The sequence below is a fragment of the Brevundimonas sp. ALps5 genome, assembly GCF_058681645.1.
The window spans coordinates 965,194-991,482 of the sequence record NZ_CM178744.1 but is presented as its reverse complement, the minus strand read 5'-3'; the positions used below and the strand labels follow the sequence as shown (position 1 = coordinate 991,482).

The 26,289-nt window shown below is 67.9% G+C and carries 25 protein-coding genes and 1 tRNA gene; 13 read left to right on the top strand and 13 right to left on the bottom strand.

Annotated features, from left to right (window positions below):
* Positions 1-56: 56 nt before the first annotated feature.
* From ACW172_RS04655 to ACW172_RS04645, 3 genes are all read right to left on the bottom strand, one after another.
* Entirely contained in the window at positions 57-623 is a 567-nt protein-coding gene (locus ACW172_RS04655) for a DUF3035 domain-containing protein (protein WP_492034022.1), read from the bottom strand.
* Positions 624-702: 79 nt separating this feature from the next.
* Entirely contained in the window at positions 703-1,224 is a 522-nt protein-coding gene (lspA, locus tag ACW172_RS04650; RefSeq protein WP_492034021.1) for a signal peptidase II, read from the bottom strand.
* Between the two features lie 47 nt (positions 1,225-1,271).
* Positions 1,272-2,567: a hypothetical protein gene (locus ACW172_RS04645; RefSeq protein ID WP_492034020.1), complete on the bottom strand. Its 1,296-nt coding sequence runs from the start codon at positions 2,565-2,567 to the stop codon at positions 1,272-1,274.
* Between the two features lie 166 nt (positions 2,568-2,733).
* On the opposite strand from ACW172_RS04645, the gene ACW172_RS04640 reads away from it, so the two are divergent.
* Positions 2,734-2,810 (top strand) — tRNA-Arg (locus ACW172_RS04640).
* A 95-nt stretch (positions 2,811-2,905) separates the two neighbouring features.
* Here the strand turns inward: ACW172_RS04640 and ACW172_RS04635 are convergent.
* The 4 genes from ACW172_RS04635 to ACW172_RS04620 form a co-directional block, all read right to left on the bottom strand.
* A complete protein-coding gene (locus ACW172_RS04635; RefSeq protein WP_492034019.1) occupies positions 2,906-4,156 on the bottom strand; it encodes a class I SAM-dependent methyltransferase in 1,251 nt (416 codons plus the stop codon).
* Positions 4,157-4,174: 18 nt separating this feature from the next.
* The gene (locus tag ACW172_RS04630) at positions 4,175-6,571 is read right to left on the bottom strand and encodes a TonB-dependent receptor (RefSeq protein ID WP_492034018.1); all 2,397 of its coding nucleotides are present in this window, start codon (positions 6,569-6,571) and stop codon (positions 4,175-4,177) included.
* Positions 6,572-6,587: 16 nt separating this feature from the next.
* Complete coding sequence (locus tag ACW172_RS04625; RefSeq protein ID WP_492034017.1) at positions 6,588-7,565, bottom strand: FecR family protein; 978 nt, start codon at positions 7,563-7,565, stop codon at positions 6,588-6,590.
* Between the two features lie 109 nt (positions 7,566-7,674).
* Positions 7,675-8,268: an RNA polymerase sigma factor gene (locus tag ACW172_RS04620; protein ID WP_492034016.1), complete on the bottom strand. Its 594-nt coding sequence runs from the start codon at positions 8,266-8,268 to the stop codon at positions 7,675-7,677.
* 88 nt (positions 8,269-8,356) lie between these two features.
* On the opposite strand from ACW172_RS04620, the gene ACW172_RS04615 reads away from it, so the two are divergent.
* The 12 genes from ACW172_RS04615 to ACW172_RS04560 are packed head-to-tail and all read left to right on the top strand — an operon-like array spanning position 8,357 to position 18,967.
* The gene (locus ACW172_RS04615) at positions 8,357-9,052 is read left to right on the top strand and encodes an MtnX-like HAD-IB family phosphatase (protein WP_492034015.1); all 696 of its coding nucleotides are present in this window, start codon (positions 8,357-8,359) and stop codon (positions 9,050-9,052) included.
* A 14-nt stretch (positions 9,053-9,066) separates the two neighbouring features.
* The gene (locus ACW172_RS04610) at positions 9,067-10,482 is read left to right on the top strand and encodes an aspartate aminotransferase family protein (protein WP_492034014.1); all 1,416 of its coding nucleotides are present in this window, start codon (positions 9,067-9,069) and stop codon (positions 10,480-10,482) included.
* An 8-nt stretch (positions 10,483-10,490) separates the two neighbouring features.
* Positions 10,491-11,408 (top strand): arginase family protein, encoded by a 918-nt coding sequence (locus ACW172_RS04605; protein ID WP_492034013.1) that lies wholly within the window; start codon positions 10,491-10,493, stop codon positions 11,406-11,408.
* The gene (locus ACW172_RS04600; protein ID WP_492034012.1) at positions 11,405-11,761 is read left to right on the top strand and encodes an EamA family transporter; all 357 of its coding nucleotides are present in this window, start codon (positions 11,405-11,407) and stop codon (positions 11,759-11,761) included. Before ACW172_RS04605 ends, ACW172_RS04600 begins: the two co-directional genes overlap by 4 nt.
* A gap of 33 nt (positions 11,762-11,794) precedes the next feature.
* Positions 11,795-12,649, top strand: a complete 855-nt coding sequence (locus ACW172_RS04595) for an alpha/beta hydrolase (RefSeq protein WP_492034011.1) — start codon at positions 11,795-11,797, stop codon at positions 12,647-12,649.
* Positions 12,642-13,754: a peptidogalycan biosysnthesis protein gene (locus tag ACW172_RS04590; RefSeq protein WP_492034010.1), complete on the top strand. Its 1,113-nt coding sequence runs from the start codon at positions 12,642-12,644 to the stop codon at positions 13,752-13,754. The genes ACW172_RS04595 and ACW172_RS04590 overlap by 8 nt, the downstream gene beginning before the upstream one ends.
* The gene (locus ACW172_RS04585; protein ID WP_492034009.1) at positions 13,751-14,158 is read left to right on the top strand and encodes an EamA family transporter; all 408 of its coding nucleotides are present in this window, start codon (positions 13,751-13,753) and stop codon (positions 14,156-14,158) included. Before ACW172_RS04590 ends, ACW172_RS04585 begins: the two co-directional genes overlap by 4 nt.
* Positions 14,155-15,285 carry an ABC transporter permease gene (locus ACW172_RS04580; protein ID WP_492034008.1) on the top strand — a complete coding sequence of 377 codons (1,131 nt, stop codon included), beginning with the start codon at positions 14,155-14,157 and terminating at the stop codon, positions 15,283-15,285. The genes ACW172_RS04585 and ACW172_RS04580 overlap by 4 nt, the downstream gene beginning before the upstream one ends.
* On the top strand, positions 15,282-16,163 hold the full coding sequence (locus ACW172_RS04575; RefSeq protein WP_492034007.1) for an efflux RND transporter periplasmic adaptor subunit: 882 nt from the start codon (positions 15,282-15,284) through the stop codon (positions 16,161-16,163). Before ACW172_RS04580 ends, ACW172_RS04575 begins: the two co-directional genes overlap by 4 nt.
* The gene (locus ACW172_RS04570; RefSeq protein WP_492034006.1) at positions 16,160-17,482 is read left to right on the top strand and encodes a TolC family protein; all 1,323 of its coding nucleotides are present in this window, start codon (positions 16,160-16,162) and stop codon (positions 17,480-17,482) included. The genes ACW172_RS04575 and ACW172_RS04570 overlap by 4 nt, the downstream gene beginning before the upstream one ends.
* Positions 17,475-18,188, top strand: a complete 714-nt coding sequence (locus ACW172_RS04565) for an ABC transporter ATP-binding protein (protein WP_492034005.1) — start codon at positions 17,475-17,477, stop codon at positions 18,186-18,188. The genes ACW172_RS04570 and ACW172_RS04565 overlap by 8 nt, the downstream gene beginning before the upstream one ends.
* The gene (locus ACW172_RS04560) at positions 18,185-18,967 is read left to right on the top strand and encodes a hypothetical protein (RefSeq protein WP_492034004.1); all 783 of its coding nucleotides are present in this window, start codon (positions 18,185-18,187) and stop codon (positions 18,965-18,967) included. Before ACW172_RS04565 ends, ACW172_RS04560 begins: the two co-directional genes overlap by 4 nt.
* 16 nt (positions 18,968-18,983) lie before the next feature.
* Here ACW172_RS04560 and ACW172_RS04555 read toward each other — a convergent pair whose 3' ends face one another.
* The 6 genes from ACW172_RS04555 to ACW172_RS04530 form a co-directional block, all read right to left on the bottom strand.
* Entirely contained in the window at positions 18,984-19,448 is a 465-nt protein-coding gene (locus ACW172_RS04555; RefSeq protein ID WP_492034003.1) for a hypothetical protein, read from the bottom strand.
* A gap of 85 nt (positions 19,449-19,533) precedes the next feature.
* Positions 19,534-19,893, bottom strand: a complete 360-nt coding sequence (locus ACW172_RS04550; protein WP_492034002.1) for a PepSY domain-containing protein — start codon at positions 19,891-19,893, stop codon at positions 19,534-19,536.
* A gap of 114 nt (positions 19,894-20,007) precedes the next feature.
* Positions 20,008-23,061, bottom strand: a complete 3,054-nt coding sequence (locus ACW172_RS04545) for an efflux RND transporter permease subunit (RefSeq protein WP_492034001.1) — start codon at positions 23,059-23,061, stop codon at positions 20,008-20,010.
* A complete protein-coding gene (locus tag ACW172_RS04540; protein ID WP_492034000.1) occupies positions 23,058-24,116 on the bottom strand; it encodes an efflux RND transporter periplasmic adaptor subunit in 1,059 nt (352 codons plus the stop codon). The genes ACW172_RS04545 and ACW172_RS04540 overlap by 4 nt, the downstream gene beginning before the upstream one ends.
* On the bottom strand, positions 24,113-25,459 hold the full coding sequence (locus tag ACW172_RS04535) for a TolC family protein (protein WP_492033999.1): 1,347 nt from the start codon (positions 25,457-25,459) through the stop codon (positions 24,113-24,115). The genes ACW172_RS04540 and ACW172_RS04535 overlap by 4 nt, the downstream gene beginning before the upstream one ends.
* Positions 25,460-25,581: 122 nt before the next feature.
* Positions 25,582-26,247, bottom strand: a complete 666-nt coding sequence (locus tag ACW172_RS04530; protein WP_492033998.1) for a response regulator transcription factor — start codon at positions 26,245-26,247, stop codon at positions 25,582-25,584.
* Between the last annotated feature and the right edge of the window lie 42 nt (positions 26,248-26,289).

Sequence of the window (26,289 nt, the reverse complement as noted above, 5' to 3'; positions counted from 1 at the left end):
ACAAGCCTGTGGCAAGCGCGTCCTTATCTCAAGTGCGTGTAAGGGGCTGGAAAGCCCTAGAGGCCCGGCAGCTTGAAGCCGCTCGAGCGGCGCGGCTGGATGGTGATGCCGGCGTTCGTGCCGGTCAGGGCTTCCAGGCGGGCGTGTTCGCTGGCGGCGTCGATGGTCACGGCGCCCTGGGCGGTCTGGCTGACCGTCGGGGCCTGGCTCTCGGCGCTGTCCTTGCGCCAGAACATGACGCGGTTGGCGAAGCTTTCTTCCTTGTGCGTCAGGTCGCCGAACTCATCGTCGACGACGTAACGGGCCAGGGGGTCGGCGCGGTCGGCGCCGGCGGCGTTGACCAGGGTCGTTTCGCCCGGAGTGCGGGTGATCGACTGACGCTGACCCAGAAGGATCTGGCGGGCGGCGCTTTCCGGCGCCAGTTCCTGCGGGCGCGGTTGGCCGGGCGCCGGCGGACGCAGGCCGTATTCCGGCGGCACGCTGAGCGGGGCGGTCGAGACGGTGACGAACTCGTCCGGGACGACCTTGGTCAGGCCGATGGTCTGCTTCAGGCCGCCACAGGCGCCCAGCGCCACGGTGGAAACGGCCAGCAGGCTGACGACGGCGAGGCTGCGAATGCGCATGTCTGGGCTTAACTCCGGCGACGCTGGTTGGGCGCGCCCCTAGGACACTCAAGAATGGGGAATACTCAAGAGCGGCTGATTACGACTTTTCGTGGACCACGCCAACCTGAGCGGCGCGGCGATCCGACAAAACGCTGTCGAGGATCAGCAGGACCACGCCGACGGTGATGGCGCTGTCGGCGATGTTGAACACCCAAGGGAAGACGCCGGTGCCGGAAAAGTCCAGAAAATCGACGACGTAGCCGAAGCGGATGCGGTCGATGGCGTTGCCGAGCGCTCCGCCGATGACGAAGCCGATGGCGGTGATCAGCAGGCGGCGGTCGGCCTGGGTGGCCCACCAGGCCAGTCCCGCGGCGACGACGACGGAAAACAGCGACAGCACCCAGCGCGCCGAGCCGCCGCCGAACAGGCCGAAGCTGACCCCGGTGTTCTCGACATAGCTGACGTTGAAGACGGGTGGGAAGACGAACACCCGGCCGACGTCACGCAGCTCCAGCCCGCCCAGGACGTAGGCCTTGCTCCACTGGTCCAGAACGATGATGGCCAGGGCGAAGCCATAGGCGGCGAGGGCGATGCGGGGGATGCGGTCGGGGAATTTCATGCGGTGCGGTGGTTAGCAGGATGAGGGGTGAGGGTCGAGGGTCGACCCTATTTCAGCAGATCCACCGGCAGGATCTGGCTGGCCAGCAGGGTCTCCATGCCGCGCCAATGGTCCGAACCCTGCCCTTCGACCCAGGCCCGAACCGTGTCGCGGCCGAGGCCGTAGTTGATGATGTAGCTGCGGTAGGTGTCGATGAAGCGCAGCCGCTGGGCCGCCTTGTCCGGCTGCATCAGCAGATATTTCGACAGCCGGGCGATGCTCTCCTCGCGGCCGATCCGGCCCGACAGATAGTCGTCGGCGATGGTGTATTCTGCGCGCGCCAGCTGCCGGGTGAGTCGCCCCAGTTCGGCGTCGGCGACGATGTCGGCGCGCGGCAGACCGGCCAGGGGCATCAGAACGTCGCGCTCGAAGACCTGGGCCTCATCGCCCGGGAAGGCCAGGTCGATGCCGTAGTTGGCGCTGCCCTCGGCGACGAAGGACATCGGCGAGAACAGCGGATAGACGCTCATCTCCACCCAGCCCTTCTCCTTGACGAAGGTCCGCTCCAGCAGGGCGTTGTAGACGTGGTGGCCGGGATAGCCCTCGTGGCAGCCCAGATCGATCGCCCGGTCCACATCGATGGGAAAGTCGGCGTTGATCTCGATCTTCGAGGCCGCGTCGCCGAGGTAATAATTATAGCCCGACCACGGCTTGTCGCCGACGAAGGCGAGGGTGAAGCGTTCATTGGCGGGCAGGGCGATATGTTCGGCGGTGCGTCTGCGGCACTCGGCGATGGCGGCGGAGATCACCGGCTCCAGCCGGTCCTTCGGGATCACGAAGCCGGCCTTGAAGGCGGCGATGCGGGGCGTCAGCGGGCCGGTTCCGGGGACGATGGCGTCGATGCGGGCCAGGATGGGGTCGTAGTCCGCCAGCGGCTTTAGCTCGGGGCGGATGCCGAACAGGGCATAGGCCTCGTCCGCAAAAGCCAGTTTTTCGCCCGACAGCATCCGCAGGCGCGCCGAGGCGGCGGAGACATGGGCCTTGAGGTATTTGCGGCGCTGCAGGCTCCGGGCGTCGAGGCCGCGGTCGGACACGGCGTCCAGACGCTGGGTCAGGCCGGCGGCGCCCTGGATCAGTTGCGGCACGGTGCGCGGGTTCGCCTTGGCCGCCGCCTGCCATTCGGCCGGGCCGTAATAGGCGTCGACATAGCCGGGCTCGCGCTCGCCGATCTCCAGCGTCAGGGCGACGTAGTCGCGGGCTATGGCGTCCAGGCTGTCGCCGGTCGCATCCGGCCCCCGACCCGGCTGGGGCGCGGTCGCGCAGGCGCCCAGCAGAAACAGAAGCATCAGGACGACGGCGCGCATGGCGGAACTCCGGGATCGGTCAGGGCGCGGACGCTAGGCCCGCATACGGCTTTCGCCAAGACGCAGGCGCCGATCGTCTGCTTTGCCGCCGGTCTTCATCGCTTTGGGATTGAGGACGCCCGCATCCTGCTGTAAGGCCCGTCGTCCGTCGCGTCGTCGCCGGAATGCACCCGTAGCTCAGCTGGATAGAGCGTTGCCCTCCGAAGGCAAAGGTCACACGTTCGAATCGTGTCGGGTGCGCCATTTTCCCCTTTTAAAAAAGATAGTTACCGATCCTGCATCGTCCCTGTAGGGCCGAATGGCTTTGGCGGGCGCCGTCGTAAGTCGTCCCTGGTCGATCAGGCGGCGTCTTTCCGGGCTGTTCCGGCTTCGGCCTGACGCAGCGCCGCCTCGGCCAATGGCAGATAGTCCCGGGTCACGGGCACGTTCTCCTGCCGGCGCGCCAACTGAAGTTGGAAGATGACGATGTCCTCATGGCGGAAGGCCGCCTCTGACAGCGACAGATAGAATTCCCACATCCGGCAGAAGCGAGCGTCGAACATGGCTTCAGCCTCCGCGCGGCGCGCGTCGAAGGCGTCGTGCCAGGCGCGCAGTGTCTTCGCATAGTGAAGTCGAAGCACCTCGACGTCCGTGACCACCAATCCGGAGCGTTCGATCGCCGGCGCCAGGTCCGACAGCGACGGCAGGTGACCTCCCGGGAAGATGTAGCGGGTCATCCACGGGTTGGTCACCGTGGGTTCGTCCGACGATCCGATGGTGTGCAACAGCATGACACCGTCCTCGGTCAGCCGCTCGCGGCAGGTGGCGAAGAAGGTGTCGTAGAAGTTCAGGCCGACATGCTCGAACATCCCCACCGACACGATCCGGTCAAAGGTTTCGGGCACGGCGCGGTAGTCCTGGATACGGAAGTCCAGCCGATCTCCGCGTGGTGACCGGCTGGCTCGCGAACGCGCCCGGGCAAGCTGTTCCTCCGACAAGGTGACGCCGACCACCGAGGCGGCGTCCGCGACCTCGGCCAGATACAGGCCCAACCCGCCCCAACCGCACCCGATGTCCAGAACCCGGTCCCCGGGGCGAACCAGAAGCTTGGCCGCGATATGGCGCTTCTTGGCCAGTTGGGCGTCGGCCAGGCTCTGGTCGTCGCTCTCGAAATAGGCGCAGGAATACTGCCAGTCGGGATCGAGGAAGAGGGCGTAGAAGTCGTCGCCGAGGTCATAGTGGTGGGCGACGTTGCGGCGTGACTGGCCGGGCAGGTTCTGCTGCCTCCACAACGACCAGGCCCGACGGCTGCGTTCGATGAACCGCTCGAGAGGTTTGCGGGGTTCCGAAGGCTGGCTCATGATCAGGCAGAGCAGGTCATAGACCGTGCCTTGCTCCATGATCATCCGACCGTCGGTAAAGGCCTCGCCCAGCCGCAGGTCGGGGTTGGTCAGCACACCGATGATGCTGCCGCGATCGGTGAAGCGGATGCGGACAGGCTGTCCGCTCCCGTCGCCGAACGCCAGCGCCTCGCCGCCCGGCAGAACCACCGTCAAACGGCCCGTCCGGACCACCGAAGCGAATGCCTTGTTCACCAGCCAGGTCAGCATGACTGCACAGCTTTCCGATTATCTGAAGATGTTGACCGAGAGGCCCACGGTGCGTGGGCGCAAGGGCGTGACGGCGGCGGCGTCCGCGAGGCGGAACGGGTCGCCGAACGAGAAGGTGTTCGCCCGGCTGTCCAACGGGTTGTCGACAAAGGCCGTGATCGACCAGTCGTCGCGTGACAGCCCCAGGGCGATCCGTCCGGTGGCGTAATCGCCCATCCGGTAGCGGTCCTCGCCGGAGAAGGTCAGGCGCGAGGCTCCCACATAGGTCAGGTTGGCGTTCCCCGAGAGCGTAAAGCCCTTGTCCAGCGCTTTGCGATACTGAAGGGCGATGTTGGCCGAAAAGCCGGGCACGCCGGGAAGGCCGGAATCCCCGCGGGAATCGAAATCGGGGCTGGGCGTCGTGATCTGGGGATCGTCCAGGACCGCATTGCCGCGCAGCGCCCAGTCGTCCGTGACCTGCCAGGCCGCCTCGACTTCGACACCGTCGTTGGCCCCGTTGCCGACGTTGACGGCATAGGCGAGGCCGCTGGGCAGGAATTGGTCGCTCTGGATATCGCTCCATGTCGAATGGAACAGGGCGATGCGGGCGGTGGCGCGTCCATCCAGAAACGAGGATTTGGCGCCGATCTCGTAGTTCCACAGCTCGTCCGGCAGATACTCCCGCGCAGGCGACCCCGGGCCGCCGTCGAAGACCTGCCCGATGGGGCCGGCGGTGTTGAACCCTCCGGCGCGATACCCCTGCGAGACCTGGGCGTAGAGGTTGATCTGCTCACCCAGACGGTAGGCCAGACCAAGCTTCGGAGAGAAGCCGGACGCGGTGTCGCTGGCGGCGAACCGGCGCTCCGTTCCGGCCTGGCCCACGGTGGAGTCGACGTCGTAGTCGAAGTTGAAATACCGGACGCCGGCGGTCGCGGTCAGCCGATCGGTCAGGTCGAACACGATCTCGCCGAAGGCGGCGATGTCGTTCAGGGTGTCGGCGCGATCCTCGTCATAGATTTCGGCGCGGGTCGGGGTGAGTTGCGACAGCAGGGTCGAACTGGTGGTGGTGCTGGTCGAGGCGAATCCGCCCGCGAGCCACCTCAACCGCCGGTCCTGTGGCGAGGAGACGGTGAGTTCGGCCACGAACAGGTCGATCGCCTTGCTCTCGTCCAGCGCGCCCGTTCGTCCGGTGGAACCGAAGGCGGGCAGGGCGGCGGAGGCGTCGTAGCGGCTGTCGAAATGGTGACTGACCTCGGCGACGGAGGCGACGACCCGTCCCCACGACCCGCCGCCCTCGATCGTGGCGTAGAGTTCGTCGAAATCGTTGTCGTGCGGCTCCCGCACCAGATTGCGCCGTTTCAGGGCGCCGTTCTGACGCTGGCCGTAGTGGGTGTCGTCGGTATTGATCGACTGGTGAACCAGGCCGCCGGTCAGGGTCCAGTCGGGATTGATGCGCGCCGAGACCGCCAGACGGGCGCCGTCGCGCTGGCCGCTGTTGACGTTTCGCCCCAGGTTGAGATCGTCGACATAGCCGCTGAAGGTCTCCCGGTAGACGTCCGCGCGAACCGCGACCCGGTCGTCAAACAACGGCTTGTTTGCGATGACCGACAGGTCGGTATTCAGTCCTCCGGATTCAGTGATGGACCCCGTCGCGTCCAGGGCCAAGGACGGCAGGTCAAAGGAGGGGCGACGGGTGACCATTCGGACCACGCCGCCGATCGGCCCCGTGCCGTAGAGCGTGCCCTGGGGCCCACGCAGAACCTCGACGCGGTCGATGTCGATCAGCTTTAGATCGGGGTCCGGAGCATTGTAGGTCACCGGAACGAAGTCGAGATACAAGGCCACCGTCGACTGGGTAAGGCCTGTGAAAGCGCCGTCTGACAGGCCTCTCAGGAAGATTTTGTTGCGGCCCGGCCCCAGGTTGGTGACCGTCATTCCCGAGACGAGGCCGGCCAGACCATTGACGTCCTCGATCCCGGCGTCCCGGACCTGGGCGCCTGTAACTGCTGTGATGGCCGTGGGCGACCGCAGGGGAAACTCCGGACGGCGGCCGCCGGTGACGACGACATCGCTGACCTGCGACACGATATCGACGGCGGGCTCGGGAGGCGGAGGTATTGACGGATGAGAGGCGGGGCGTGGCGGCGGGGCGCTGCGCACGATGACGGCGCCGTCCCGACGGATGGTGAAGGCGCAACCTGATCCCTGCAACAGACGGGTCAGGGCCGCATCCAGTGTCATCGAGCCGACGATGCGCGGCGACCGGCCCCTGCAGGCGGCGACCTCGCCGCCCAGTGACAGCTGGGCCTGCAAGCCCAGTTCCAGCAGCGCGGTGGAGACGCGCTGTGCGGGGATGTTGAACGAGATCGTCCGGGGCGCCGCCTCGACCGGAGGCGCGACCGCCCATCCCAGCGCCATCAGGGTCGCGCCGAACACCGCGTTTCGCCGGACCTCAGTGCGTGGCACGTTTGCGCAGACGCAGTTCCGGAGAGGTCGTGTCGCGCTCGACCGGCAGGAAGCTGGTCAACTGGCCGATCATGGCCGCCTCGTCGCCGAGCCTCAAGGTGCCGGTGAAGCGCACGGCGCCGGCATCAGGGGTGACCAGCAGCGGATGCACGGTGTAACGCGAGATATCCGCCGCCACCTCCGACAGGGGCCGGTCCTCATAGACAAGGACGCCGCGTCGCCAGCCCGAGATCTGACCAGGATTGACCCGACGTGTCGTGGCCGGGCCGGTTCCGGTCTGGGCGACGCTCTGGCCTGCGACCAGTCTGACAGTCGGCGATCCGCCGGCGGGGGTTACGGCGACGACGCCGCGCTCAACACCCACCGCAAAGCGATCTTCGTGGTTGAGGACATTGAATGCGGTGCCCAATACCCGAACAGAACGAGCGCCGGCCCGAATCTCGAACGGCTTCGAAGGGTCATGGGTGACATCAAACGCGGCCTCTCCGTCGCCCAGGGTGACCGAGCGGCGGTCCCGGCCCATGCGTACGGTCAGGTCAGTGTCGCGGTTGAGATAGATGTGGGTGCCGTCCTTAAGCGCCACGGTCATTGGCGCCGTTGTCGTCTGGTAGGTTTGCAGCCCCCCCTGGCCGGACAGGGACGGCCAAAGGCCGATGGTCAGCACTGCAGCGGCCGCCGCCGCCACTCCGGGAACCAGCCAGGCCGGGCGGCGGCGTCTGCGCGCCTCCGGGCCCCGCAGGACGACTTCGTCGTTCGCGGCCACGATCTCGGGAACGGCCACCGGTTCGGGCGTGCTCCCCATGACGATCCAGGCTTCCTCGACCCGGTCATAGGCATGACGGTGCGCGGGATCTTCTTCCAGCCAGTCGGAGAAGGCGTTCCATTCGGCGTCGGACGCAGCCTCGTCCTGCAGGCGGATATGCCAGCGGGACGCCTCGGCGATCTGTTCTCGGGTCGGGGTCATGATGCTGCGGACCGGGTCGATACGGCGTCGGAAGACGTCTTATGCATAGACGAAGACCGGCGAGCCCTACCCCATGCGGTTTTGACGCTCTGTGGCGAAAGAGTGACGGTCATGGCCGCACCTTCGCGGCCAGAGCCTGCAGCGCGTCCGACATATGCTTCTCCACCGAACTCTGGGAGATGCCGAGCGCGACCGCCACTCCTGCGTAGGTGACCCCGTCGAATTTGTGCATCCGGAAGATCTGCTGGGTGCGTCTCGGCAAACGCTCAAGCTCGGCCATCAGCAGCGCCAGCTTCTGACGGTGTTCGACGACCTTGTCCGCCGAAGGCGCGTCGTCGATGTCCTCGACCGGGCCGGTCGTATAGTTGGCCAGCCGCCAGGCATGGTCGCGCGAGACCGACTGCACGCGCGAGCGCCAGCGATCGGTCAACAGGTTGGAGGCCAACCGGAACAGATAGCCGCCCAGGTTCTCGACCTCGGCGCCGACCTCGGCGACGGCGACCTTCAGATACAGCTCCTGCAGAAAGTCCTCGACCTCGGCGCTGTCGCCGAGACGGGCGCGGAAGAAGCGGGCGAGGCTGTCACGCCTCGCGAAATAGGCAGCCACCAGAGGGGGCGCATCGGGCGCAATCACATCCAGGATCCGGGCTGACGTCTCGTTCGGGTTGTGGACATCGGTCGCGTCGCAGCAAGGCCTTTCCATGGCCCGCAACTTTTTTTGAGGCAAGCCGAAAGGGCCTCCGTCAGCCACATCAGGACCGCAAGAGGCGGTCGCTCGTGAGGCGTATTCCATGCGTATCTTCTGCGACTTCGACGGAACCATCAGCCGTAAGGACACCACTGACACGGTACTTTCCGCCCTTGGCGATCCCGCCTGGCGCGCCCTGGAGGACGAGTGGGAGGCGGGCACGCTTTCGGCCGCCGACTGCATGCGTCGCCAGATTGCGCTCGTCGGCGGAACGGACGCGGATCTGGACGCGGTGCTGGACGGGATCGAGATCGATCCCGGGTTCGTAGACTTCATCGCATGGGCGCGGGCGCAGGAGTTCGAGGTCACCATTCTCAGCGACGGCGTCGACTATTTCATCACCCGTCTGCTCGGCCGCGTGGGGCTGGACGATCTGACCATCGTCGCCAACCGCCTCGCCGGAGAGCCGGGCGCCCGGGAACTCTACCAGCCCTGGGCGCGCCATGGCTGCGCGGCGGCGTCCGGAGTCTGCAAATGTGAGGCGGTCCGGCCCAAGCCGTTCCGGCGCGATCCCGTCGTCTTCATCGGTGATGGCCGCTCGGACTTCTGCGTTTCCGGCCGCGTGGACATCCTCTTCGCCAAGGACCGGCTGGCCGAATACGCCGCCGGCCGAAATCGTCCTTTCCACCCGTTTGAAACCTTCGCCGACGTCACCGCGGCGCTGGAAGCCCTGGTGGATGTGAGCACGCCGAAGTTCGCCGCCCCGATCTATGCCGCGCCCAAACACGCCTCCCTCTGAACGGACTCCCCTTGATGTACGACACCCTCAAATCGCCGGTCACGCCGGCGACGCCCCTGATCGACGAGACGGAACTGCGCCGGCTTGAAGCCGAGTATTGTTCGCGGGGCGACACCGTCCACTACATGGCCGACCCGAAATTCTTCGACGGCTGCGAAGGCTCATACATGTTCGACGCGGCGGGCAACCGCTTCCTCGACCTGCAGATGTGGTACTCGGCCGTCAATTTCGGCTACCGTAACCCGCGCCTGAACGCCGTCGCCCACCGCCAGCTCGACACCCTGCCGCAGGTCGCGTCCCAGTATCTGCATCGTGAGAAGGTCGAACTGGCCGCCATGATCGCCCAGGACGCCGAGCGCAAATTCGGTCACAAGGGCCGGGTTCATTTCAATGTCGGCGGCGCCCAGGCGGTCGAGGACTCGCTGAAGCTGGTTCGCAACGCCTCGAACGGCAAGCAGCTGATGTTCGCGTTCGAGGGCGGCTATCACGGCCGCACCCTGGGCGCTTCCGCGATCACCTCGTCCTACCGCTACCGCCGCCGCTTCGGCCACTTCGGCGACCGGGCCCAGTTCATCGAATTCCCGTATCACTTCCGCGGCCCCAAGGGGATGACCAAGGAGGAGTACGGCCACTACTGCGTGCAGAAGTTCGCCCGCCTGTTCGAGACCGAATACAACGGCGTCCTCGACATCAAGACGGGTCAGGCCGAATACGCCGCCTTCTACATCGAACCGATCCAGGGCACCGGCGGGTACGTCATCCCGCCGCCGAACTTCTTCATCGAGCTGAAGAAGGTGCTGGACCAGCACGGCATCCTGCTGGTGGTCGATGAAATCCAGATGGGGATGTTCCGGACCGGCAAGCTCTGGTCGATCGAACATTTCGGCGTCGAGCCCGACGTCCTGGTCTTCGGCAAGGCCCTGACCAACGGCCTGAACCCGCTGTCGGGCGTCTGGGCGAAGGAGGCCCTGATCAGCCCGGAGATGTTCCCGCCCGGATCGACCCACTCGACCTTCAATTCCAACCCGATGGGCACCTCTGTCGCGCTCGAGACCCTGAAGATGGTCTCGGAAGTCGACTACGGCGCACGGGTCATGGAGAAGGGCGCCTACTTCCTGGAAGGCCTGAAAGACCTCCAGAAGCGCTGGCCGCAGATCGGTGATGTCGATGGCCTCGGTCTGGCCCTTCGCTGCGAGATTTGCGAGGCCGACGGCTTCACCCCCAACAAGAAGCTCCTCGACCTGATGGCCGACGAGGGGATGAAGGCTGACCTGAAGGCGAAGAGCGGGACCTACGGCCTCATCCTCGACGTCGGCGGCTACTACAAGAACGTCATCACCCTGGCGCCGTCGCTGGAGATCACTCACGAGGAGATCGACCTGGCGATCGAACTGCTCGACCTGTTGCTGCGCCGATGCACGGCCGACTGAGAGAGCCGGTGAAGCCGGCCCTGCTGCATCTCGACGACGCCCTGATGCAGCAGGGCGGCCTTAGCGCCCGTGCCGCCCGAGATGGCTTGTCTCTCGACTGCCGCGACCTGGGGCCGGCGCTTCGCCTGTGGAGCCGCCCCGGTCCGCTTGAGATGCTCGAAGGCCGGATCCGGGAAGGGTTCCCGCTGGACCGCCGCCCCTTGGTGACCTTCCTCGGATCCGGTGACTTCCACCATGTGACGCCCATGCTGGTGCGCCGCGCCTGCGACGCCGCCGGGACTGGGGCGGTCACCGTGATCCATTTCGACAATCACCCTGACTGGGTGAGATTTGGCGCGGGGCTGCATTGCGGCTCCTGGGTCGGAGAAATCGCGCGCGACCAACGCGTGGCGCGGGTCTTCACGGTGGGGGTGTGCAGCGACGACATCAGCGAACGCGGCCGCCGCTCGGCCGACGCCGACCTCATTCGCGAAGGGCTGGTCGAGATGTTCGCCTATCGCGCGCCGGCCGACCGTGAAGGGCTCGAACTCTTTGGGCGCATCTGGCCGACCCTGACCGACCTCGGCCTGGCCGCCTTCGCCTTGCGACTGGCGGAATCGATTCCGACCCGGGCCATCTACGTGACCATCGACAAGGACGTCCTCGCGCCCGAGGACGCGGCCACCAACTGGGACCAGGGTGAACTCAGCCTCTATGCCCTGAAGACATTGCTGGGGGCGGTGATCACTGGTCGGACCCTGATCGGCGCCGACATCACCGGCGACTGGTCGCCCGCCCGCTATGGCGGCCAGGGTCTGGATCCCTGGGTGAAGCGGGCCGAGGCCGTGATGGACCAGCCCTGGTCGCGCCCCGGCGACGGCGCCTTGCGGCACAACCAGGCGGTCAATCTGCATCTGCTCGACTGGCTGAGCGAGCTGGCCACATGACCTGGGCATCGGTCGCCTTGATTGGCCTCTGCCTGGCGGCGGAGGTGACGCACGAGCTCAGTTTCAAACTGGCTGCCGACCGCGCCCGACCCGCTCGCCGCTATGTGGCTGGGGTGGCGGTCCAGCCGTGGCTGTGGCTGGGGATCGGGGTCTGGCTGATCGAGACGGTCGCCTGGATTTTTGTGCTTCAGTCCACTCCGCTGACCATCGCCTTCCCGCTGATGACCCTGACCTACGCCGGAGTGCCGCTGATCGGCGCCCTGGTTTTGCGCGAGCGGGTGACCTTCGAACAGGCGGTCGGGATCGTCCTGATCATGGGCGGCGTCCTCTGCGTCGGCCTGGCGGGAGCCTGAGCCGTGATTTCCCTTCCAGCCCCAGGAGCCGCCATGCGCCGTCCGGTCCAGCCGCTGCGTACCGATCTGGACTTCTTCGTGGAGGGCGAGAACGGCCGCGGCGTTCTCCTGCTTCACGGCATGACCGGCGCGCCGGCGGAGATGAAGCCCCTGGCAAAGAGACTGCGTCGTCGAGGTTTCACCTGCGCCGGGCCGCTTTTGGCCGGCCACGGCGGCGACAAGAACGATCTGCTGAAGACCGACTGGCGTGACTGGCTGGACAGCGTGCGGGCCGCCTGCGCCCGGTTCGCGCCCGAGGTGGATGAGCTGCATGTCGCCGGCATCTGCGCGGGCGGCGCCCTGGGTCTGCTGCTGGCCGCCGAGGAGCCGAAAATCCGCAGCGCCGCCGTCTATTCCATGACGTTCGAATACGACGGCTGGAACATGCCGCGCTGGGCCATGGCCGCGCCGGTGATCCAGTTGGTCGCCAACCTGCCGGGCCTGCGTCGCATCGCCATCGACGAGCCCGCGCCGCATGGCCTGAAGGATGAACGCCTGCGCCAGCTCGCGGCGAACAATCCGGCCTTCGTCGAGGGGGCGATCGACGAAATCCCCCTGGGCTCCCTTTATCAGCTCTACCGGCTGGGCCGCAGGGTCGAGACCGTGGCGCCGGACCTGACAACCCCGACCCTGATCCTGCACGCCCGCGAAGACGACATGAGCAGCCCACGCAACGCCGCCCGGCTTCAGGCCGCGCTTGGCGGGCCGACTGAGCTCTCGTTGCTGGACGACAGTTTCCACATGATCCACGTCGATCGGGAACGCGACGTGGTGGCCGATCGGACCGCGGCCTTCTTCGTGAAGCACGGCGTGTGCGAGCCGGTGACGCCGGAGGTCATCCATGCCTGACGCCCGGATTGCGTCCTCAATCCGCGAGGTGGGTCGAGACGCTTGGGACCGGCTGTTCCCGGGGCAGATCGAGACCTGGGACTATCTGTGCGCGGTCGAGACGGCGGGTCTGCCGGGGTTCAAGTGGCGCTATGTCCTGGTGGCGGACGAGGGGCGGCTGGTGTGCGTCACGCCCATGTTCATGACGGACTATCCGATCGACACCACGCTGGACGGGGCGGGGCGCGAGCTGGCCCATGCGGTGACCCGATTGTTTCCGCGCGCTCTGACCCTGCGGCTGGCCTGTCTGGGATCGCCTTGCACCGAGACCCTGACCGTGGGGTTCGCACCGGAGCTGACACCGGACGCGCGCGTGTCCGTGGCGGCGCTTCTGCTGCAGGCTTTCGAAGCGGAGGCCGGGCGGGCGGGGTGCGGCCTGCTCGGTATCAAGGACGCGCCCGAGGACCAGTCGGTGCTTTGGGACCGGGTCGCGGTCCGGGCTGGATATGGTCGTGTCCCGGGTTTGCCGGTGGCCTGGCTGCCGATCGATTTTGCGGACCGCGAGGCCTACCTTGAGCGGTTGTCGCCATCGACGCGCAAGGACATGCGCCGCAAGCTACGGTCGGAGAGCCAACTCCGGATCGAGGTCCGCGCCGATCTGGACGGGATGCTGGACCGGGTCATGGACCTGTATCGCCAGACCCGCGCCCGAGCCGAGATGACGCTGGAAGACCTGACCCCGGCCTATTTTCAGGGTGTCTGCGAGACCATGCCTGGGCGCGTGGTCCACATCCTGTACTGGCAAGGCGACGATCTGATCGCGGCCAATATGCTGCTGCGGGACGACGCCGTTCTGATCGACAAGTTCTTCTGCATGGACGCAGCGCGGGGCCGCGCGCTGAACCTGTACTTCCTCAGTTGGTTCCGCAACATCGACTACTGCCTGGAGCACGGCCTGACGCGCTACCAGAGCGGTCAGGCGGCCTATGAGGTCAAGCTGAGGCTGGGCAGCCGGCTGATCCGCACCGCCATGCTGTTCCGTCACCGCAACTCGCTGGTCAACGGCGCCCTGCGGCTGGCCGCCCCTCTGTTCGCCGCCGATCCGACGCTGGAGATGGCGGCATGACGATCTGGAGCGAAGGCGACGGGCGGTCGCTGCTGCGTCGCCGAACGGCGCTGGCGGCCCTGTGCGTGGCCGTACCGTTGCTCGGGCTCGGTTATCAGGTGGCGGCCCGATATACCGCAGTCGCCATGGCCGGTGTCCCTTTCGGCCCTGCCTGGCTGCTGGGCGCCCTGCTGCAGCCTTGGGGCGTAATACTGCTGCTCTGTGAGGGCCTGGGCCTGATGGCCTGGATGACGGCCCTGTCCGAGATCAAGCTCAGCGTCGCCGTGCCGCTGTCGGCGCTCAGTTACGTTCTGGTCGTGTCCTTCGGCTGGATCGTGCTGCACGAACGGTTCGATCCCGTGCAATTGCTGGGCGCTGTGGCCATCCTCGGCGGCGTGTGGCTGGTGGGGCGGAGCCGGTCATGATTTCACTGGCTCTCAAGACCCTGCTCCACGACTGGCGCCGATACATGCCGGCGGTGGTGGCGGTCGCCTTTTCCGGGGTCTTGGTCCTGCTGCAGGGCGCCCTGATCCTGGGCATATTCTCCCTGTCGAGCCTCTACGTGACCCGGTCGGGCGCGGATTTGTGGATCGGATATCCCGGGGTGCAGAGCATCGATCTGGGCCGCCCCATCGGCAGTCAGGCTGAGCTGGACGCCTGGATGGAGCCTGATGTCCGTCAGGTCGAACCGTTCCAGTGGGGCGCCGGCGAGTGGCGTACGCACGATCAGGGCATGGTCAATGTCTATCTGGTCGGCGTGTCGCTGGCCCCCGACGCCATGGCCCTGTCGGAGGCCCTGACCCCGGCCCAGCGCGCGGCGCTTGCCGAACCCGGCTCGGTGCTGGTCGATGCCGGCGATCGGAACAAGCTCGACGCCGGACTGGGCCAGACGGTTGAGATCAACGGCCGGCGCGTCCGCATTGCGGGTTTCACCGAGGGGCTGCGCGGCCTCGGCGGCGTTAATGTCATCGGGTCCCAGGCCACAGTCCGAACGCTGGATCCCGCCGCCGGAAGCGATGGGCGGGTGGCTTATTTCCTCGCCCGTTTCGGTACGCCGGAGGCCGCCGTAGCCTCGGCGCGACGCCTGACCGAGCGGGGCAGGACGCGGGGCTTCGAGGCCGTGACGGCAAAGGCCTTCGCCGATCGCACCACCAGCTACTGGCTGGGCGAGTCCGGCGCGGGCGTGGCTTTCCTGTTCGGCAGCAGCATCGCCCTTCTGGTCGCGGTCATCATCACCAGCCAGACCCTGACCGCCGCCGTCGCCGGCTCCATCAAGGAATACGCCGCCCTGCGCGCCCTCGGCTTTCCCATGGGGTCCCTGCGCGCGCTCGTACTGGAACAGAGCGCCTGGGTCGGGGTGGCGGGGCTGGTCGTCGGCAGCCTGTTGACCCTCGCCCTCGCGGTCACCGCCCGCACCCAGGGCGTCCCGATCGTGCTGTCGCCCGCCATGACAGGGGCGGCGGCCCTTCTCATCCTCATCGTCGCCCTTGGGTCCGGAGCGTGGGCGCTTCGCCGTGTCGCCCGGGCCGATCCCGCGAGTCTGCTGCTATGATCCGAACTTGCCTCTCTCTCGCCGCCGTCGGCCTGACGGTGATCGCTCTGGCCGGATGCCAGGCATCCGCCAGACCGGTCGGGCCTGTCGCCGCCGCTCCCCAAGCTGTGGCGCGGGGCGTCGTCCAGTCCCGCGAAGGGCTGGTGCGGATCGCCGCTCCCGTCCAGGGCGTGCTGGCCTCGGTCAATCTGTACGAGGGCGATGTGGTGGTTCAGGGCGATGTCCTGGCCCGTATGGACGACCGGCTGGCCCGGCTCACTCTGGCTGCGGCCGACGCGGACGTGGCCCAGTTCGACGCCCAGACCGCCATCGCTGATGCCCGGGCCGGCGGGGCCCACCTGCAGGCGAACCGGCTCGGGCGACTGGCCTTTGCCGATGCAGGGCCGCGTGACGTGGCTGAAGGCGCCGCAGCCTCGGCGACGGTCGCCCAGCGTGAACTCACCGCCGCGCGTCTGGCGGCGCAGGCGGCGCGCGCGCACCGCCAACTGCAGGTCTTCGATGTCGACCTCAGAACGGTTCGGGCGCCTGTCTCCGGCCGGATCATCCGGCGCACGGCTGTGACCGGCGCCTCGGTAGAGGCGGGCACGGCCCTTTTCCTGATCGAGCCGGCAGGCGCCCGCATTGTCAGCGCCGACCTCGACGAGACCTATGCCGATCGTATCCGGCCGGGCGCGAAGGCCTTGATCTCGCTGGAGAGCGATCCGTCCAAAGTCTATCCGGCCCACGTCAGCCGCGTGGCCGAGGCCTTCGGCGCACCGATGCTCCAGGACGATCCCACCGCGCCCAGCGACACTCGCACCCTGCCGGTGCAACTGACGTTGGACGGCGCTCCGGCTCTGCGGCTCGGTCAGCGCGTTCTGGTCCGGTTCGTCCGATGAGGGCGCGCGTTCCTGTGCTCCTGGCGGTGCTGGCGTCCGGACTGGCGGCCTGCGCCACCGACGGCGCGGCGCCGAGGCCGTCGGCGCTTTTGCTGCAGCCGGTCGGGTCGTCTCCCTGGGTCGAGGATTTCGGCGATCCAGAACTGCGTCAACTGCTCGACCGGGCCGATCTCGGCAGCCTCGACGTCAAAGCGGCTCTGGCCCGCCTCGAGCGCGCGACGGCCGAAGGTGACAGGGCGCGAGCGTCACGCTCGCCCGTGGTTCAAATCGGCCTGGCCGGGGCGGTCGGCGGGGACAGTTTCAGCCGGGGCCGGACAGCCGCAACGCCGACCCTGGAGGCCAGCTACGACATCGATCTGTGGGGGCGGCGCCGCGCCGCCATCGCCGCCGCTTCGAACGAAGCCCTCGCCGCCGCCGCTGAAGTTGAGCAGGCCCGCCGCACGGTCGCGGCCGAGACGGTGAGGACCTGGGTGGCGCTGCGGGCTGATCAATCCGCCGTGGCCGCGACCCACAGGCGTCTCGTGCGGGCCCAGCATCAGGCCGACCTGATCGCCGTCCGTATTCGCGAGGGCGTAATCGACGCCCCCGCCGCCGCGGCCGCCGCGGAGGCGATCGCCGAGGCCCGGGCCAACGAGGCCGACCTCGGGTTGGATATCGCGGGCGACCAGCGCAGGCTCGCCGTCCTGCTCGGCGTCGCCGATCCTGTCGCACCTGGTCCGGGAGATTTGCCACGGTTCGCGCCTGCGCCGGCCGACGTCTCGTCAGACGTGGTCGACGCCTTGCCGGAGGTCCGGGCGGCTTTCGCCCGGCTGCACGCCGCCGACGCCCGACGTGCGGAGGCGGTGGCCGCGACCCGGCCGCAGTTCCAGCTTGTCGCCGCCCTGGGGGCGCCCGATGCGGCGGTCTCGACCTTGCTGGACGTCAAGGCTTTGGCCTGGGCTCTCGCCGGCGCACTGACCCAGACGGTTCTCGATGGAGGCGCACGCAAGGCCGAGGTGGCCCGGGCTTCGGCCGAGGCGGATCTCGCGGAACTGGCCTGGCGGGCGGCGGTGCTGCAGGGCTGGTCCGACATTCAGGGCGCTCTGGCCGAGGAAGCGAAAGCCGGCTCCCGGCTCGAGATCGCCGACCGCGCGGCTGACAGGGCTGCGGAGATGTTCGAGATTTCTGTTCGGCGTCACGACGCCGGTGTGATCGACGGCGTCGCCCTGACCGAGGCCGAAGCCGCACAAGACGACGCACGCCTGGCCGTCATCAACGCCCGCAAGACGCTTCTGGACGCCGTCGTCACCCGCCATCTGGCCGAGCCAAACGATGGGTGAGGTGTTGCTCGATGCGCGTGGCGTCACCAAGAGCTATGGGCAGGGCGCTGGCCGCGTCATCGCCCTGCATCCGACGGATATCGTCCTGAAGACGGGCGAGTTCGTGATCGTCGCAGGTCCCTCCGGTTCGGGAAAGTCCACGCTGCTGGCCATGATCTCGGGCCTCCTCACCCCGGAGGCGGGTGAGGTCCATATTCTGGGACACAATCTGTCGAACCAGACGCGCGCCCAGGCGGACGCCCTGCGTCTGGCGGACATCGGGTTCATCTTTCAGGGGTTCCATCTGCTGCCTGCGCTTACGGCGGTGGAGCAGGTATCCATCGTGCTGAAGCGGCAGGGGCTGAAATCGCGTTTGGCGCATGCCCGCGCAGGTCTCGCGCTGGAACGCGTCGGCCTGTCCCATCGTCTGAACAGCCGTCCGGACCAGCTGTCGGGTGGCGAGCGGCAGAGGGTCGCGATCGCCCGGGCCCTGGCCAAGGCGCCACGCATTATTTTCGCCGACGAACCGACCTCGGCGCTGGACTCGACCAACGGTCGGCAGGTTGCGACCCTGCTGCGGGAGACGGCGGTAGAGACCGGGGCGGGCGTCCTGTGCGTCAGTCACGATCCCCGTCTGGAAGGCTTCGCCGATCGGGTGATCCGTATGGAAGACGGTCGGGTCGTGGGCGAGCATCGCGCCGAAGTCGTCGCCGGGAGCGGGTGGTGAAGGACCCCGCTTACCGATCCGCACCGGTTCGCCGCGGCCTTGCCCTGATCATCGGTCCGATCCTGGCGCTGGGCTCCGCCGCCTGTGGTGATCCTCCAGGTGTGGCGGCCGGTGGGCGTCCTCGCCCGCAGGCAGCTGGCGCTCTCGGGGCGCAGGAACAGGCTGAGCGCCGCAAGGTGCTTTCGTCGGCGACGGATTCGTTTCGCCTGGTCGCCGACGGCGCGCTCGGGCGGGACTTCCCGGCGCTGGATGTGGAAATCGTGCGCCTTCACGTCGTCACCGCCGCCGCCTTGTCTGCCCTCACACCCGAGCAGGGGGCGGACCTTGTGCACTGCGTGAACCTCATCGAGACGGCGAGGGATCGTCAGGCTCGTCCCGACATGGCTCTTGCCGGCGCGGCTGGATACCGGCTGCTGGTCGTTGCAGCTCCCCCGGCGGCGATCCCGGCCGAGGTCGGCTTGCTTGACTACTCGGGCCTTCGCTTCGCTGCCGATGTCGCCGCAGACCCGCCCCGATGGACCGACGCTGTTCTGGCTGCGGATGAAGCCGGCGAATTCTGGGACCAGGTCGCCCCACGCGTACGCGACGTTGGATTGCGGGGGCGGTTCGGCGCGGCGGTTATCGACCTCAAGAGGGCGGCTCGCGCACGCAACTTTCGCAAGGCGGAGGCGGTGATACGCAGCCGAAGCGGTTTGCTGGACGAACTCGCGGCCGACCTGTCGCCGGAGAGCGGCGGCGCGGACCTTTCAGCCCGCCCGCTGCCGGATGACGGCCTTTGACGAGCCATCGCCCTGATCAACGCATTCCGACCAGCGCGTCGCGAGACGGTGTCTGAGCGGCGAGGGCGTCCCGGATCGCGAAAGAGCGTTTGAGCACGGCCTCGGCGTCGTCGCCCGGCTTGTAGGGATACATCAGCCCGATCGCGCCGATGGGATGGCGGCCTGCGTCGCGCATCTGGACCAGAACGCCGATCCTCACGCCATCCTTCTGAACTTCCACGAGCGGCGCGCCGGTCGTCATGACGCCGAGATCGTCTTCGCCCGAGGGTTCTCCATTGGCGTGCCGGAGGTGGGCCGCCACCACGATGTTCGCCGCCGAGGGTGTCGGGCTGACGTGCAGGATGACATCCAGCATATCGGGGTTGCGGGCGACGATGTCATCCGCCACCGCCTGGGCGTGCGGATAGGGAGCGGCGTCTTGCGCCGACGCGACGGCCGGCGTGAGGATCAGGGCGAAAGCAGCCAGAAATAGGGACTTCATGGGGAGGGCCTTTGACTGGGGGAAGAGGTAGCAAGCGCGACGTCGCAAGGCCGCGGGCCCTGCGACGTCGCTTGGGTTGTCACGCTCAGTCCGGATTTGCGCCTTCCTCGGCGTTCTCCAGCACAGCGCCGTCGGCGGCGTCGACGCCGACCTCGAAGGTCTTGCCGTTGACCAGGATGTCGAAGGAATACCGCAGGCCGCTGCCACCGGCCTCCTTCTCCAGTTCGTGGTCCTTGACCTCGCCCGGGCGAGCGTGAAGGGCGATCGCCTGGGCGTCGGCCAGCGAGATTTTGGCTTCTGCGGCCAGTTCGGGGCCGTCGTCGTCTTCTTCGGTTCCGGGCGCTTCGGCCGCTTCGTGGTGGGCGGGAGCGTGGGCCGACTGCGCGAAGGCGTAGCCGCCGACAGCGAGGGAGGCGACGGCAGTCGCCAACAGGATGCGTTTCATTCTTGAGTCCTCTCTATTGGAGGTGGACCCTCCGCTTGTGACCCTAGAGAGCGCTCCATTCGCGCAAGGTGACTCCGACATTCGCATTTTCAGCCCGCAACCTTCGGCCAACCTTCAGTCCGGACTTTCCGGCGCGCGGAGTGTCAGGCTGATCAGGGCCGGCATCGCCAGCAGCACCAGCGGAAACTGCAGGAACAGACCGCCGATGATCGCGATGGCCAGGGGCTGCTGGATCGCCGAGCCCTGACCGATTGCGAAGGCCAGCGGCGCCAGGGTCAGCATGGCGGCCAGTGTCGTCATGGTGATCGGCCGCAGACGGTCACGGCTGGCCTGACGCAGCGCCTCGCGCGGCGGCAGATGGTGCGACAGCTCCTGGTATTCCGAGACGAAGAAGATCGACATCTCTGCTCCGATGCCGATGATCATGGTCATGCCCATCAGGGCGGTGATGTTCAGGTCTACATGGGCTAGCCACAGGGCGGTGAAGACGCCCGCGGTGGACATTAGCGAACAGCCGATGATGATGACGGGCAGCCACAGCCGGCGGTACAGCACCAGCAGCAGGATGAACTCCGCGATCAGGGCCGCGACGAACACCTTTGACAGGTCGGTGAAGGCGATCTGCTGTTGTTGATACAGGCCACCCAACTCGTAGCGGACACCGGGGCTCAGCACGCCCGGTTTGGCCAGGGCGGTCTTCACGTCGGCGATCGCGGCGCCCATTCCGCGGCCCTCGATCCGGCCGGTTATGGCGACCATCGGCTCAAGATTGTCGCGCGACAGCTGGGGCTGGCCAGTCACCGGCACGATCTGCGCGACGCGTGACAGGGGGAACAGGTGGCCGTCGGGCGCGCGGATCGGCAGGGCCGCCAGATCGGGCTGTTGCAGCGTCATGGCGTTGGGCAGGCGGACACGGACATCGACCACCTTGGACGGCAGGACGACGCGGGTGGCGACAACCCCGGTCAGGGCGGCGTCGACGGCCTGGGCCACCTGATCCGGCGTGACGCCTTCCAGCCCGGCGCGGACGGGATCGATCCGCAGGTCCAGAGCGTCTCCGGCCAGTTTGATCCCGTCCTTGACCTCGACCACGCCCGTGATGGCGGAAATGGCGGCGGCGACGCGCCTGGCCTCCGGGATCAGGGCGGTGTTGTCGGCGCCGTACAGCTTGACCTCGATCGGCTGGGGCACGGCTGTCAGGTCCCCGATCAGATCTTCCATCAACTGGGCCAGTTCGATCTGGACACCGGGGACCTCCGCGGTGGCCTGGGCCAGGATGCTGGCCATGACTTCGGGCGTGGGGCGTTTGTGGTTGTCCTTCAGCCGCACGAAATAGTCGCCGTGGTAGCTCTGCCCCAGGTTGCCGCCCAGACCTGTGCCCAGTCGTCGGGAATAGGTCGCGACTTCGGGGGTCCGGGTCAGGATGGCGTCGATCTGGGCGACCTCGCGGTTGGTTTCGTTCAGCGAGGAGCCAGGGCGGGTGGTGTAGTCGATGATGAAGCCGCCCTCGTCGACCTTGGGCATGAAGCCGGTCGGCACGGAACGGCTGGCCAGTCCGCCGATCAGCAACACCGGGATCAGCACCACAAGCAGCAGCCAGGGACGGGCCATGGTTGCGTCCAGCAACCGCGCGTGAGTGCGGCCCAGCCAGCTGTCCTTCTTCGAGGCGCCCGGGTCGCGCCAGCGTTTGAAGTCGACCATTCGCCGCGCCAGGATCGGAACCACGAAGGCGGTCATCAGCCAGGAGATGACGAGGGCGGCGGTCATGGTGATCGACAGGGCCTTGGAGAAGGCGCCCGTCACCCCGCTCATGAAGCTCAGCGGAATGAAGACGATCAGGGTCGCCAGGCTGGAGCCGGTCAGGGGGGACATGAACTCGCGCGCGGCCGGCAGGACGGCCTCGGCGCCGGCGACATTGCCGTCCTTGTCGACGGCCCCGGCGCGGCGGGCGATGTGTTCGATCATGACGATGACGTCGTCGATCAACAGGCCGACGGCAGCCGCGATCCCGCCCAGCGTCATGATGTTGAAGCTCAGGCCCAGAAGGCTCAGCACCAGCAGGGTCGCGGCCAGGGTGGCGGGCACCACCAGGACGGCGATCAGCGTCACGCGCCAGCTCCGCAGGAACCACAGCAGGACGGCGCCGGCCAGAACCAGGCCGATCAGCACCGCGTCGCGCACGCTGGCGGCGGACTGGGTGACCAGCTGGCTCTGGTCATACCAGCTGACCAGACGCACGCCCGGAGGCAGGGGGGACGCCTTCAGCCGGGTCTCGACCGCCTTGACGATCTGGACCGCATTGCCGCTGGGCTGTTCGTAGACATTGAACAGGACGGCGGGTTTGCCGTCCTCGAACACACGCGTCCACTGGGGGGCGACCCCGCTCTGGACCGTGGCCACGTCGCGCACCCGGACCACGCCGGAGGCGTCAGCGCGCACCGTCATGTCGGCGATTTCGGAGGCCTGTGTCGCGCTGCTGTTGGTCACGACCAGGAACAGCTTGCCGCGGTCCTGAACCCGGCCGGAGGCCTGCAGCACATTGCAGGTCTTCAGGGCCTGGGCCAGGTCGTCCATCGACAGATTGTGAGCCGCCAGTCGCTGGGGATCGCTCAGCACCTGGATTTCGGCGGTGTCGCCGCCCTGCACCGACACCCGGGCCAGACCCGGGATCGAGGAGAGCATCGGCTTGATCTGATACTGCGCCAGATCCTGCAGGGCGACCGGCGACAGGGTGTCGGACTCCAGCGCGTAGGACAGGATCGGATAGACCGTCGGATCCATCCGCTTGACGTCATAGGTCGTTCCGGGCGGAAGGCCGGGCAAGGCCCGCGCCACCGCCGTCTCGACCAGCAGGGCGCCGGCGGTCATGTCGCGACCCCAACCGAAGTCGACCGAAATCTGGGCCGAGCCCCGGCTGGTGTCGGAGCGCACGTCCTGAACGCCGGGGATGGTGCGGATCGCCTCCTCGACCGGGCGGGTGACCAGAAGCGCGGTCTGGTCGGCGGGGCGACTGCCGGAGTCGAGATCGACCACGACGCGCGGGAAGGCGGCCTGGGGGAACAGGCCGACGGGCATTGATGTCGCCGCGATGGCGCCTGCGACGGCGATCGCGAAGGCGACCAGCAGGATGGCCCGGGATTGGCTGGAGATGAAACGCGGGAGAGTCATGGTCTGGCCTGTCTGGTGGGAGCTTGAATTCTGGCGCTCATGCCGTCGGTCAGCTGGAAGGCGCCGTCGACGATCACCGGACGAGAAGGGTTCAGGGCGCCTTCGACGAGGTCGTCGGTCGATGACGGCGCGCGGACCTTGACGGGAATCCGGACGGCCTTGCCGCCCGCGAGCTGGAACAGATAGTCGCCCTTCTCGTCGTTCAGGACGGCGGCGTGGGGCACGATCCAGCCCTGGGCCTGGCCGATCGGAACCGACGCCTTCACGGCTTCGCCGACGATCGGGGCGACACCCGGCGCCGACACATCGACATCGATCATCCGCGAAGCCGGGTTCAGGGCATTGTCGACCCGCAGCACCCGTCCGGACTGGCTTGCGCCGCTGGACAGGGACTGGACGGCGACAGCGTCGCCCAAGTGAACCTGACGCGCGGCGTCAGGCTCGACCCCGACCGTGGCCACCAGACCCGCGCCGGGCGCCAGGGTCAGAAGCACCGTGCCCGGCTGCGGCCGGTCGCCGGTCGCCGCCGTGACGCTGATCACCACCCCGTCGAACGGGGCGACGATCGCACCGCTCCCGCCCGCCCCCTGTTGGCGCAAGGCGGACAGGCCGGCCTGGGCGGTCTGCAGGGCGGCGTCGGCGCGGGCGACATCGTCGCGGGTCGCCAGCTGATGGGCGAAATTGTCGGCGGTGTGGGCCTGCTGCGCCTTGGCCAGATCGACGGCGGCCTGGGCCTGGGCGGCGGCGGCGCGGGCTTCGGGCGCGGCGGCGTAGGTCAGCAGGGTCTGGCCTGCGCGCACTGCGGCGCCGGGCGCGACGTTCAGGCTGGTCACCACCGCGGCCTGTTGCAGGCTGATGGCCCGCACGGCGGTCGCCGGCGCCCCGACCGTGCCGAACGCCTCGACGGTCAGGGGCAGGACGCCTTGCCGCGCGGGTCGAACGGTCACCAGCACGCTGGGATCGGCGGGGGCGGCGGGTTTGGCCCCGCAGGCTGCGGCCGTCAGGGCCATGCCGACCAGCAGCACCAGTCGCGAGTGGAAACGGATCCGCTTCATTTCAGGGAGTCCTTGGGCAGGTTCTCGACAGGGGGGAGGCCCGCGCCCGTCAGGGTGGCGATGGCCACACGTTGTTCGAGCAGGGACTGTTGAAGGGTCTGGATCTCCTCGGCCCTGGCCAGGCGGAGCGAGGCGAGATCGGCATGGGTTCGGGCGTCGAGATCGCGAGATTGGAAAGCGGCGTCAGCGCGCGCCGCGAGCGCGTCGGCGGCAGGCAGTTCAGCGTGCAGCCGCGCCAGCCGCTCGGTCTGGGTCGCTGTCTCGCGCCGGAGCGCCGCCAGTTGGCCGACGGCGGAGGCCAGCCGTGCCACGTATTCGGCGCGCAGTTGTTCGCGTGTGGCCTGTTCCACCGAGACCCCGCCCTGGTTCCGGTCGAAGATCGGCAGGCCGATGCTGGCCTGGGGGCCGCCGTTGATGACCTTGGCGTTGTCGCTGCCGATGGTTCCGCCCAGGGTCAGGGCCGGGAACTGACCCAGAATGGCGGCGCGCACCCGGGCGTCTTCGGCGGCGTAGCCGAGGCGCAGGGCCACCAGATCCGGCCTCCGCATCGCCATGGCGTCGGGATCGGACAGGGCCTCGGGATCGATCACGGGCAGGTCCGCTGTGTCGGCCAGTGTCAGCATGACGTCCGGCGCCAGTCCCAGCAGGGCGTTGAGCTGGTGACGGCGCGACAACTGCAAGGCGTCCAGATCGTCGAGCCGGGTCTGCACGGACTGCAGGGCGCCGAGACCCGGGGCGATCATAGTCAGGGTGGCGTCGCCGCGCGCCAGGGCCGCCTGGTCGCGCTGCACCCGATCGGCCAGCAGGGTCCGCGTCTGCAGCAGTAACGCCCGCAGGCGCGCGCCCTCGATCAGGTCGACGGCCACGAGCCGGACCTGCCCGACCGTCTGCCACTCCTGCCAAAGAATCTGGGCGTCAACCTGTTCGGCGGCGTGGGTGGCGGCGTCGCGGCGGGCCGACAGGGTGATCAGGGCCTTGATGTCGACGCTCAGAGCGGCGTTCCAGGCGGTCACCGTGCCCGCGCCTGACAGCAGGGGCAGCAGCGCGCCGGACAGGGTGGGGTTGGGCGCGGCGCTGTCGCGCTGGCGTTGACCCTGGGCGACGGCGTGCTGCAGGCGCAGGGCGCGCAGGTCCAGATTGTCCGTCAGGGCGATCGCGACCAGATCGGAAACGCTCAACGGCCGGCCGGGCGCCATGGAAGCGGGGGCGACGGGAGACAGGGCCGTGCCTTGTGGCAGGGGGGCGGGCTGATAGCCGGCGCAGGAGGCCAGCAGGGCGCCGATCAGCACGATCGGCGTTCCGATCCGGCCTGTACGTCTGGTGAGGGCGGCGGAAGCGGCCAAGACATGATCCTCATGCGTCGCCACACCCATCGGCGACGACACGGAGACCATGCGTCCTCGCGCATGAGGCGCCCTTCACCGCTCCATGAAAACGCCTTCAGATTCGAGGTGAGGCTTTGAGGTCAGGGCTGCAGCCGATAGCCCACGCCCGGAACCGTCCCGATCATGGGCGTGTCGAACCCGTCGTCCAGCTTCTTGCGCAGGCGGTAAACATGGGCGTCGATGACCGCGCTCTGCGGGTCGAACTCGAGGTCCCACAGCGCTTCCATCAGTTCGGTCCGCGTCACCACCGCCCCGACGCGCTCCATCAGCACATGCAGGATGGACAGTTCGCGGTGAGTGAGCCTCAGCGGCCGGCCGGCCCGGGTGGCGCTGCGGGTCGGGAGATTCAGCTCCAGATCGCCGACCTTCAGCACCGTTCCGCCGTGATCGCCGTAGCGCGTGAGGGCGTCCAGCCGCGCCAGCAGTTCGGCCAGGGCGTAGGGCGCCGCCAGATAGTCGTCGCAGCCCGCCGCCAGTCCCTCGACCCGCTCGCCTGCCGAGGTTCCGGGACCCAGCATCAGGATCGGCGCGTTACAGCCTTCCGCGCGCAACCGGCGTGCGGTCGCCAATCCGTCAAGGGCTGGCAAGGCCCGGGCCAGGATGACCGCGTCGAAGGGATACTCTGTCCCCAGGTTCAACGCCGTCTCTCCGTCCTTCGCCAGATCGATCACATGGCCGCTCTCGGCCAGGGCCCGCTGCAGATAGGCGCCCGCGCGGCGATCGGCCTCGGCGATCAGCAGGCGCATCGAAACTCGAATCTGAACATATCTTCAGTGTCCGGCGATGAG

Excerpts from the sequence above, each read along its gene's own strand:
- ACW172_RS04575 (WP_492034007.1), top strand. The coding sequence starts at position 15,282 with ATGATCCGAACTTGCCTCTCTCTCGCCGCCGTCGGCCTGACGGTGATC.
- ACW172_RS04595 (WP_492034011.1), top strand. The coding sequence starts at position 11,795 with ATGCGCCGTCCGGTCCAGCCGCTGCGTACCGATCTGGACTTCTTCGTG.
- ACW172_RS04540 (WP_492034000.1), bottom strand. The coding sequence starts at position 24,116 with ATGAAGCGGATCCGTTTCCACTCGCGACTGGTGCTGCTGGTCGGCATG.
- ACW172_RS04530 (WP_492033998.1), bottom strand. The coding sequence starts at position 26,247 with ATGCGCCTGCTGATCGCCGAGGCCGATCGCCGCGCGGGCGCCTATCTG.
- ACW172_RS04625 (WP_492034017.1), bottom strand. The coding sequence starts at position 7,565 with ATGACCCCGACCCGAGAACAGATCGCCGAGGCGTCCCGCTGGCATATC.
- ACW172_RS04590 (WP_492034010.1), top strand. The coding sequence starts at position 12,642 with ATGCCTGACGCCCGGATTGCGTCCTCAATCCGCGAGGTGGGTCGAGAC.
- lspA (WP_492034021.1), bottom strand. The coding sequence starts at position 1,224 with ATGAAATTCCCCGACCGCATCCCCCGCATCGCCCTCGCCGCCTATGGC.
- ACW172_RS04565 (WP_492034005.1), top strand. The coding sequence starts at position 17,475 with ATGGGTGAGGTGTTGCTCGATGCGCGTGGCGTCACCAAGAGCTATGGG.
- ACW172_RS04620 (WP_492034016.1), bottom strand. The coding sequence starts at position 8,268 with ATGGAAAGGCCTTGCTGCGACGCGACCGATGTCCACAACCCGAACGAG.
- ACW172_RS04585 (WP_492034009.1), top strand. The coding sequence starts at position 13,751 with ATGACGATCTGGAGCGAAGGCGACGGGCGGTCGCTGCTGCGTCGCCGA.
- ACW172_RS04580 (WP_492034008.1), top strand. The coding sequence starts at position 14,155 with ATGATTTCACTGGCTCTCAAGACCCTGCTCCACGACTGGCGCCGATAC.
- ACW172_RS04600 (WP_492034012.1), top strand. The coding sequence starts at position 11,405 with ATGACCTGGGCATCGGTCGCCTTGATTGGCCTCTGCCTGGCGGCGGAG.
- ACW172_RS04615 (WP_492034015.1), top strand. The coding sequence starts at position 8,357 with ATGCGTATCTTCTGCGACTTCGACGGAACCATCAGCCGTAAGGACACC.
- ACW172_RS04570 (WP_492034006.1), top strand. The coding sequence starts at position 16,160 with ATGAGGGCGCGCGTTCCTGTGCTCCTGGCGGTGCTGGCGTCCGGACTG.
- ACW172_RS04635 (WP_492034019.1), bottom strand. The coding sequence starts at position 4,156 with ATGCTGACCTGGCTGGTGAACAAGGCATTCGCTTCGGTGGTCCGGACG.
- ACW172_RS04610 (WP_492034014.1), top strand. The coding sequence starts at position 9,067 with ATGTACGACACCCTCAAATCGCCGGTCACGCCGGCGACGCCCCTGATC.
- ACW172_RS04550 (WP_492034002.1), bottom strand. The coding sequence starts at position 19,893 with ATGAAACGCATCCTGTTGGCGACTGCCGTCGCCTCCCTCGCTGTCGGC.
- ACW172_RS04645 (WP_492034020.1), bottom strand. The coding sequence starts at position 2,567 with ATGCGCGCCGTCGTCCTGATGCTTCTGTTTCTGCTGGGCGCCTGCGCG.
- ACW172_RS04655 (WP_492034022.1), bottom strand. The coding sequence starts at position 623 with ATGCGCATTCGCAGCCTCGCCGTCGTCAGCCTGCTGGCCGTTTCCACC.
- ACW172_RS04545 (WP_492034001.1), bottom strand. The coding sequence starts at position 23,061 with ATGACTCTCCCGCGTTTCATCTCCAGCCAATCCCGGGCCATCCTGCTG.
- ACW172_RS04555 (WP_492034003.1), bottom strand. The coding sequence starts at position 19,448 with ATGAAGTCCCTATTTCTGGCTGCTTTCGCCCTGATCCTCACGCCGGCC.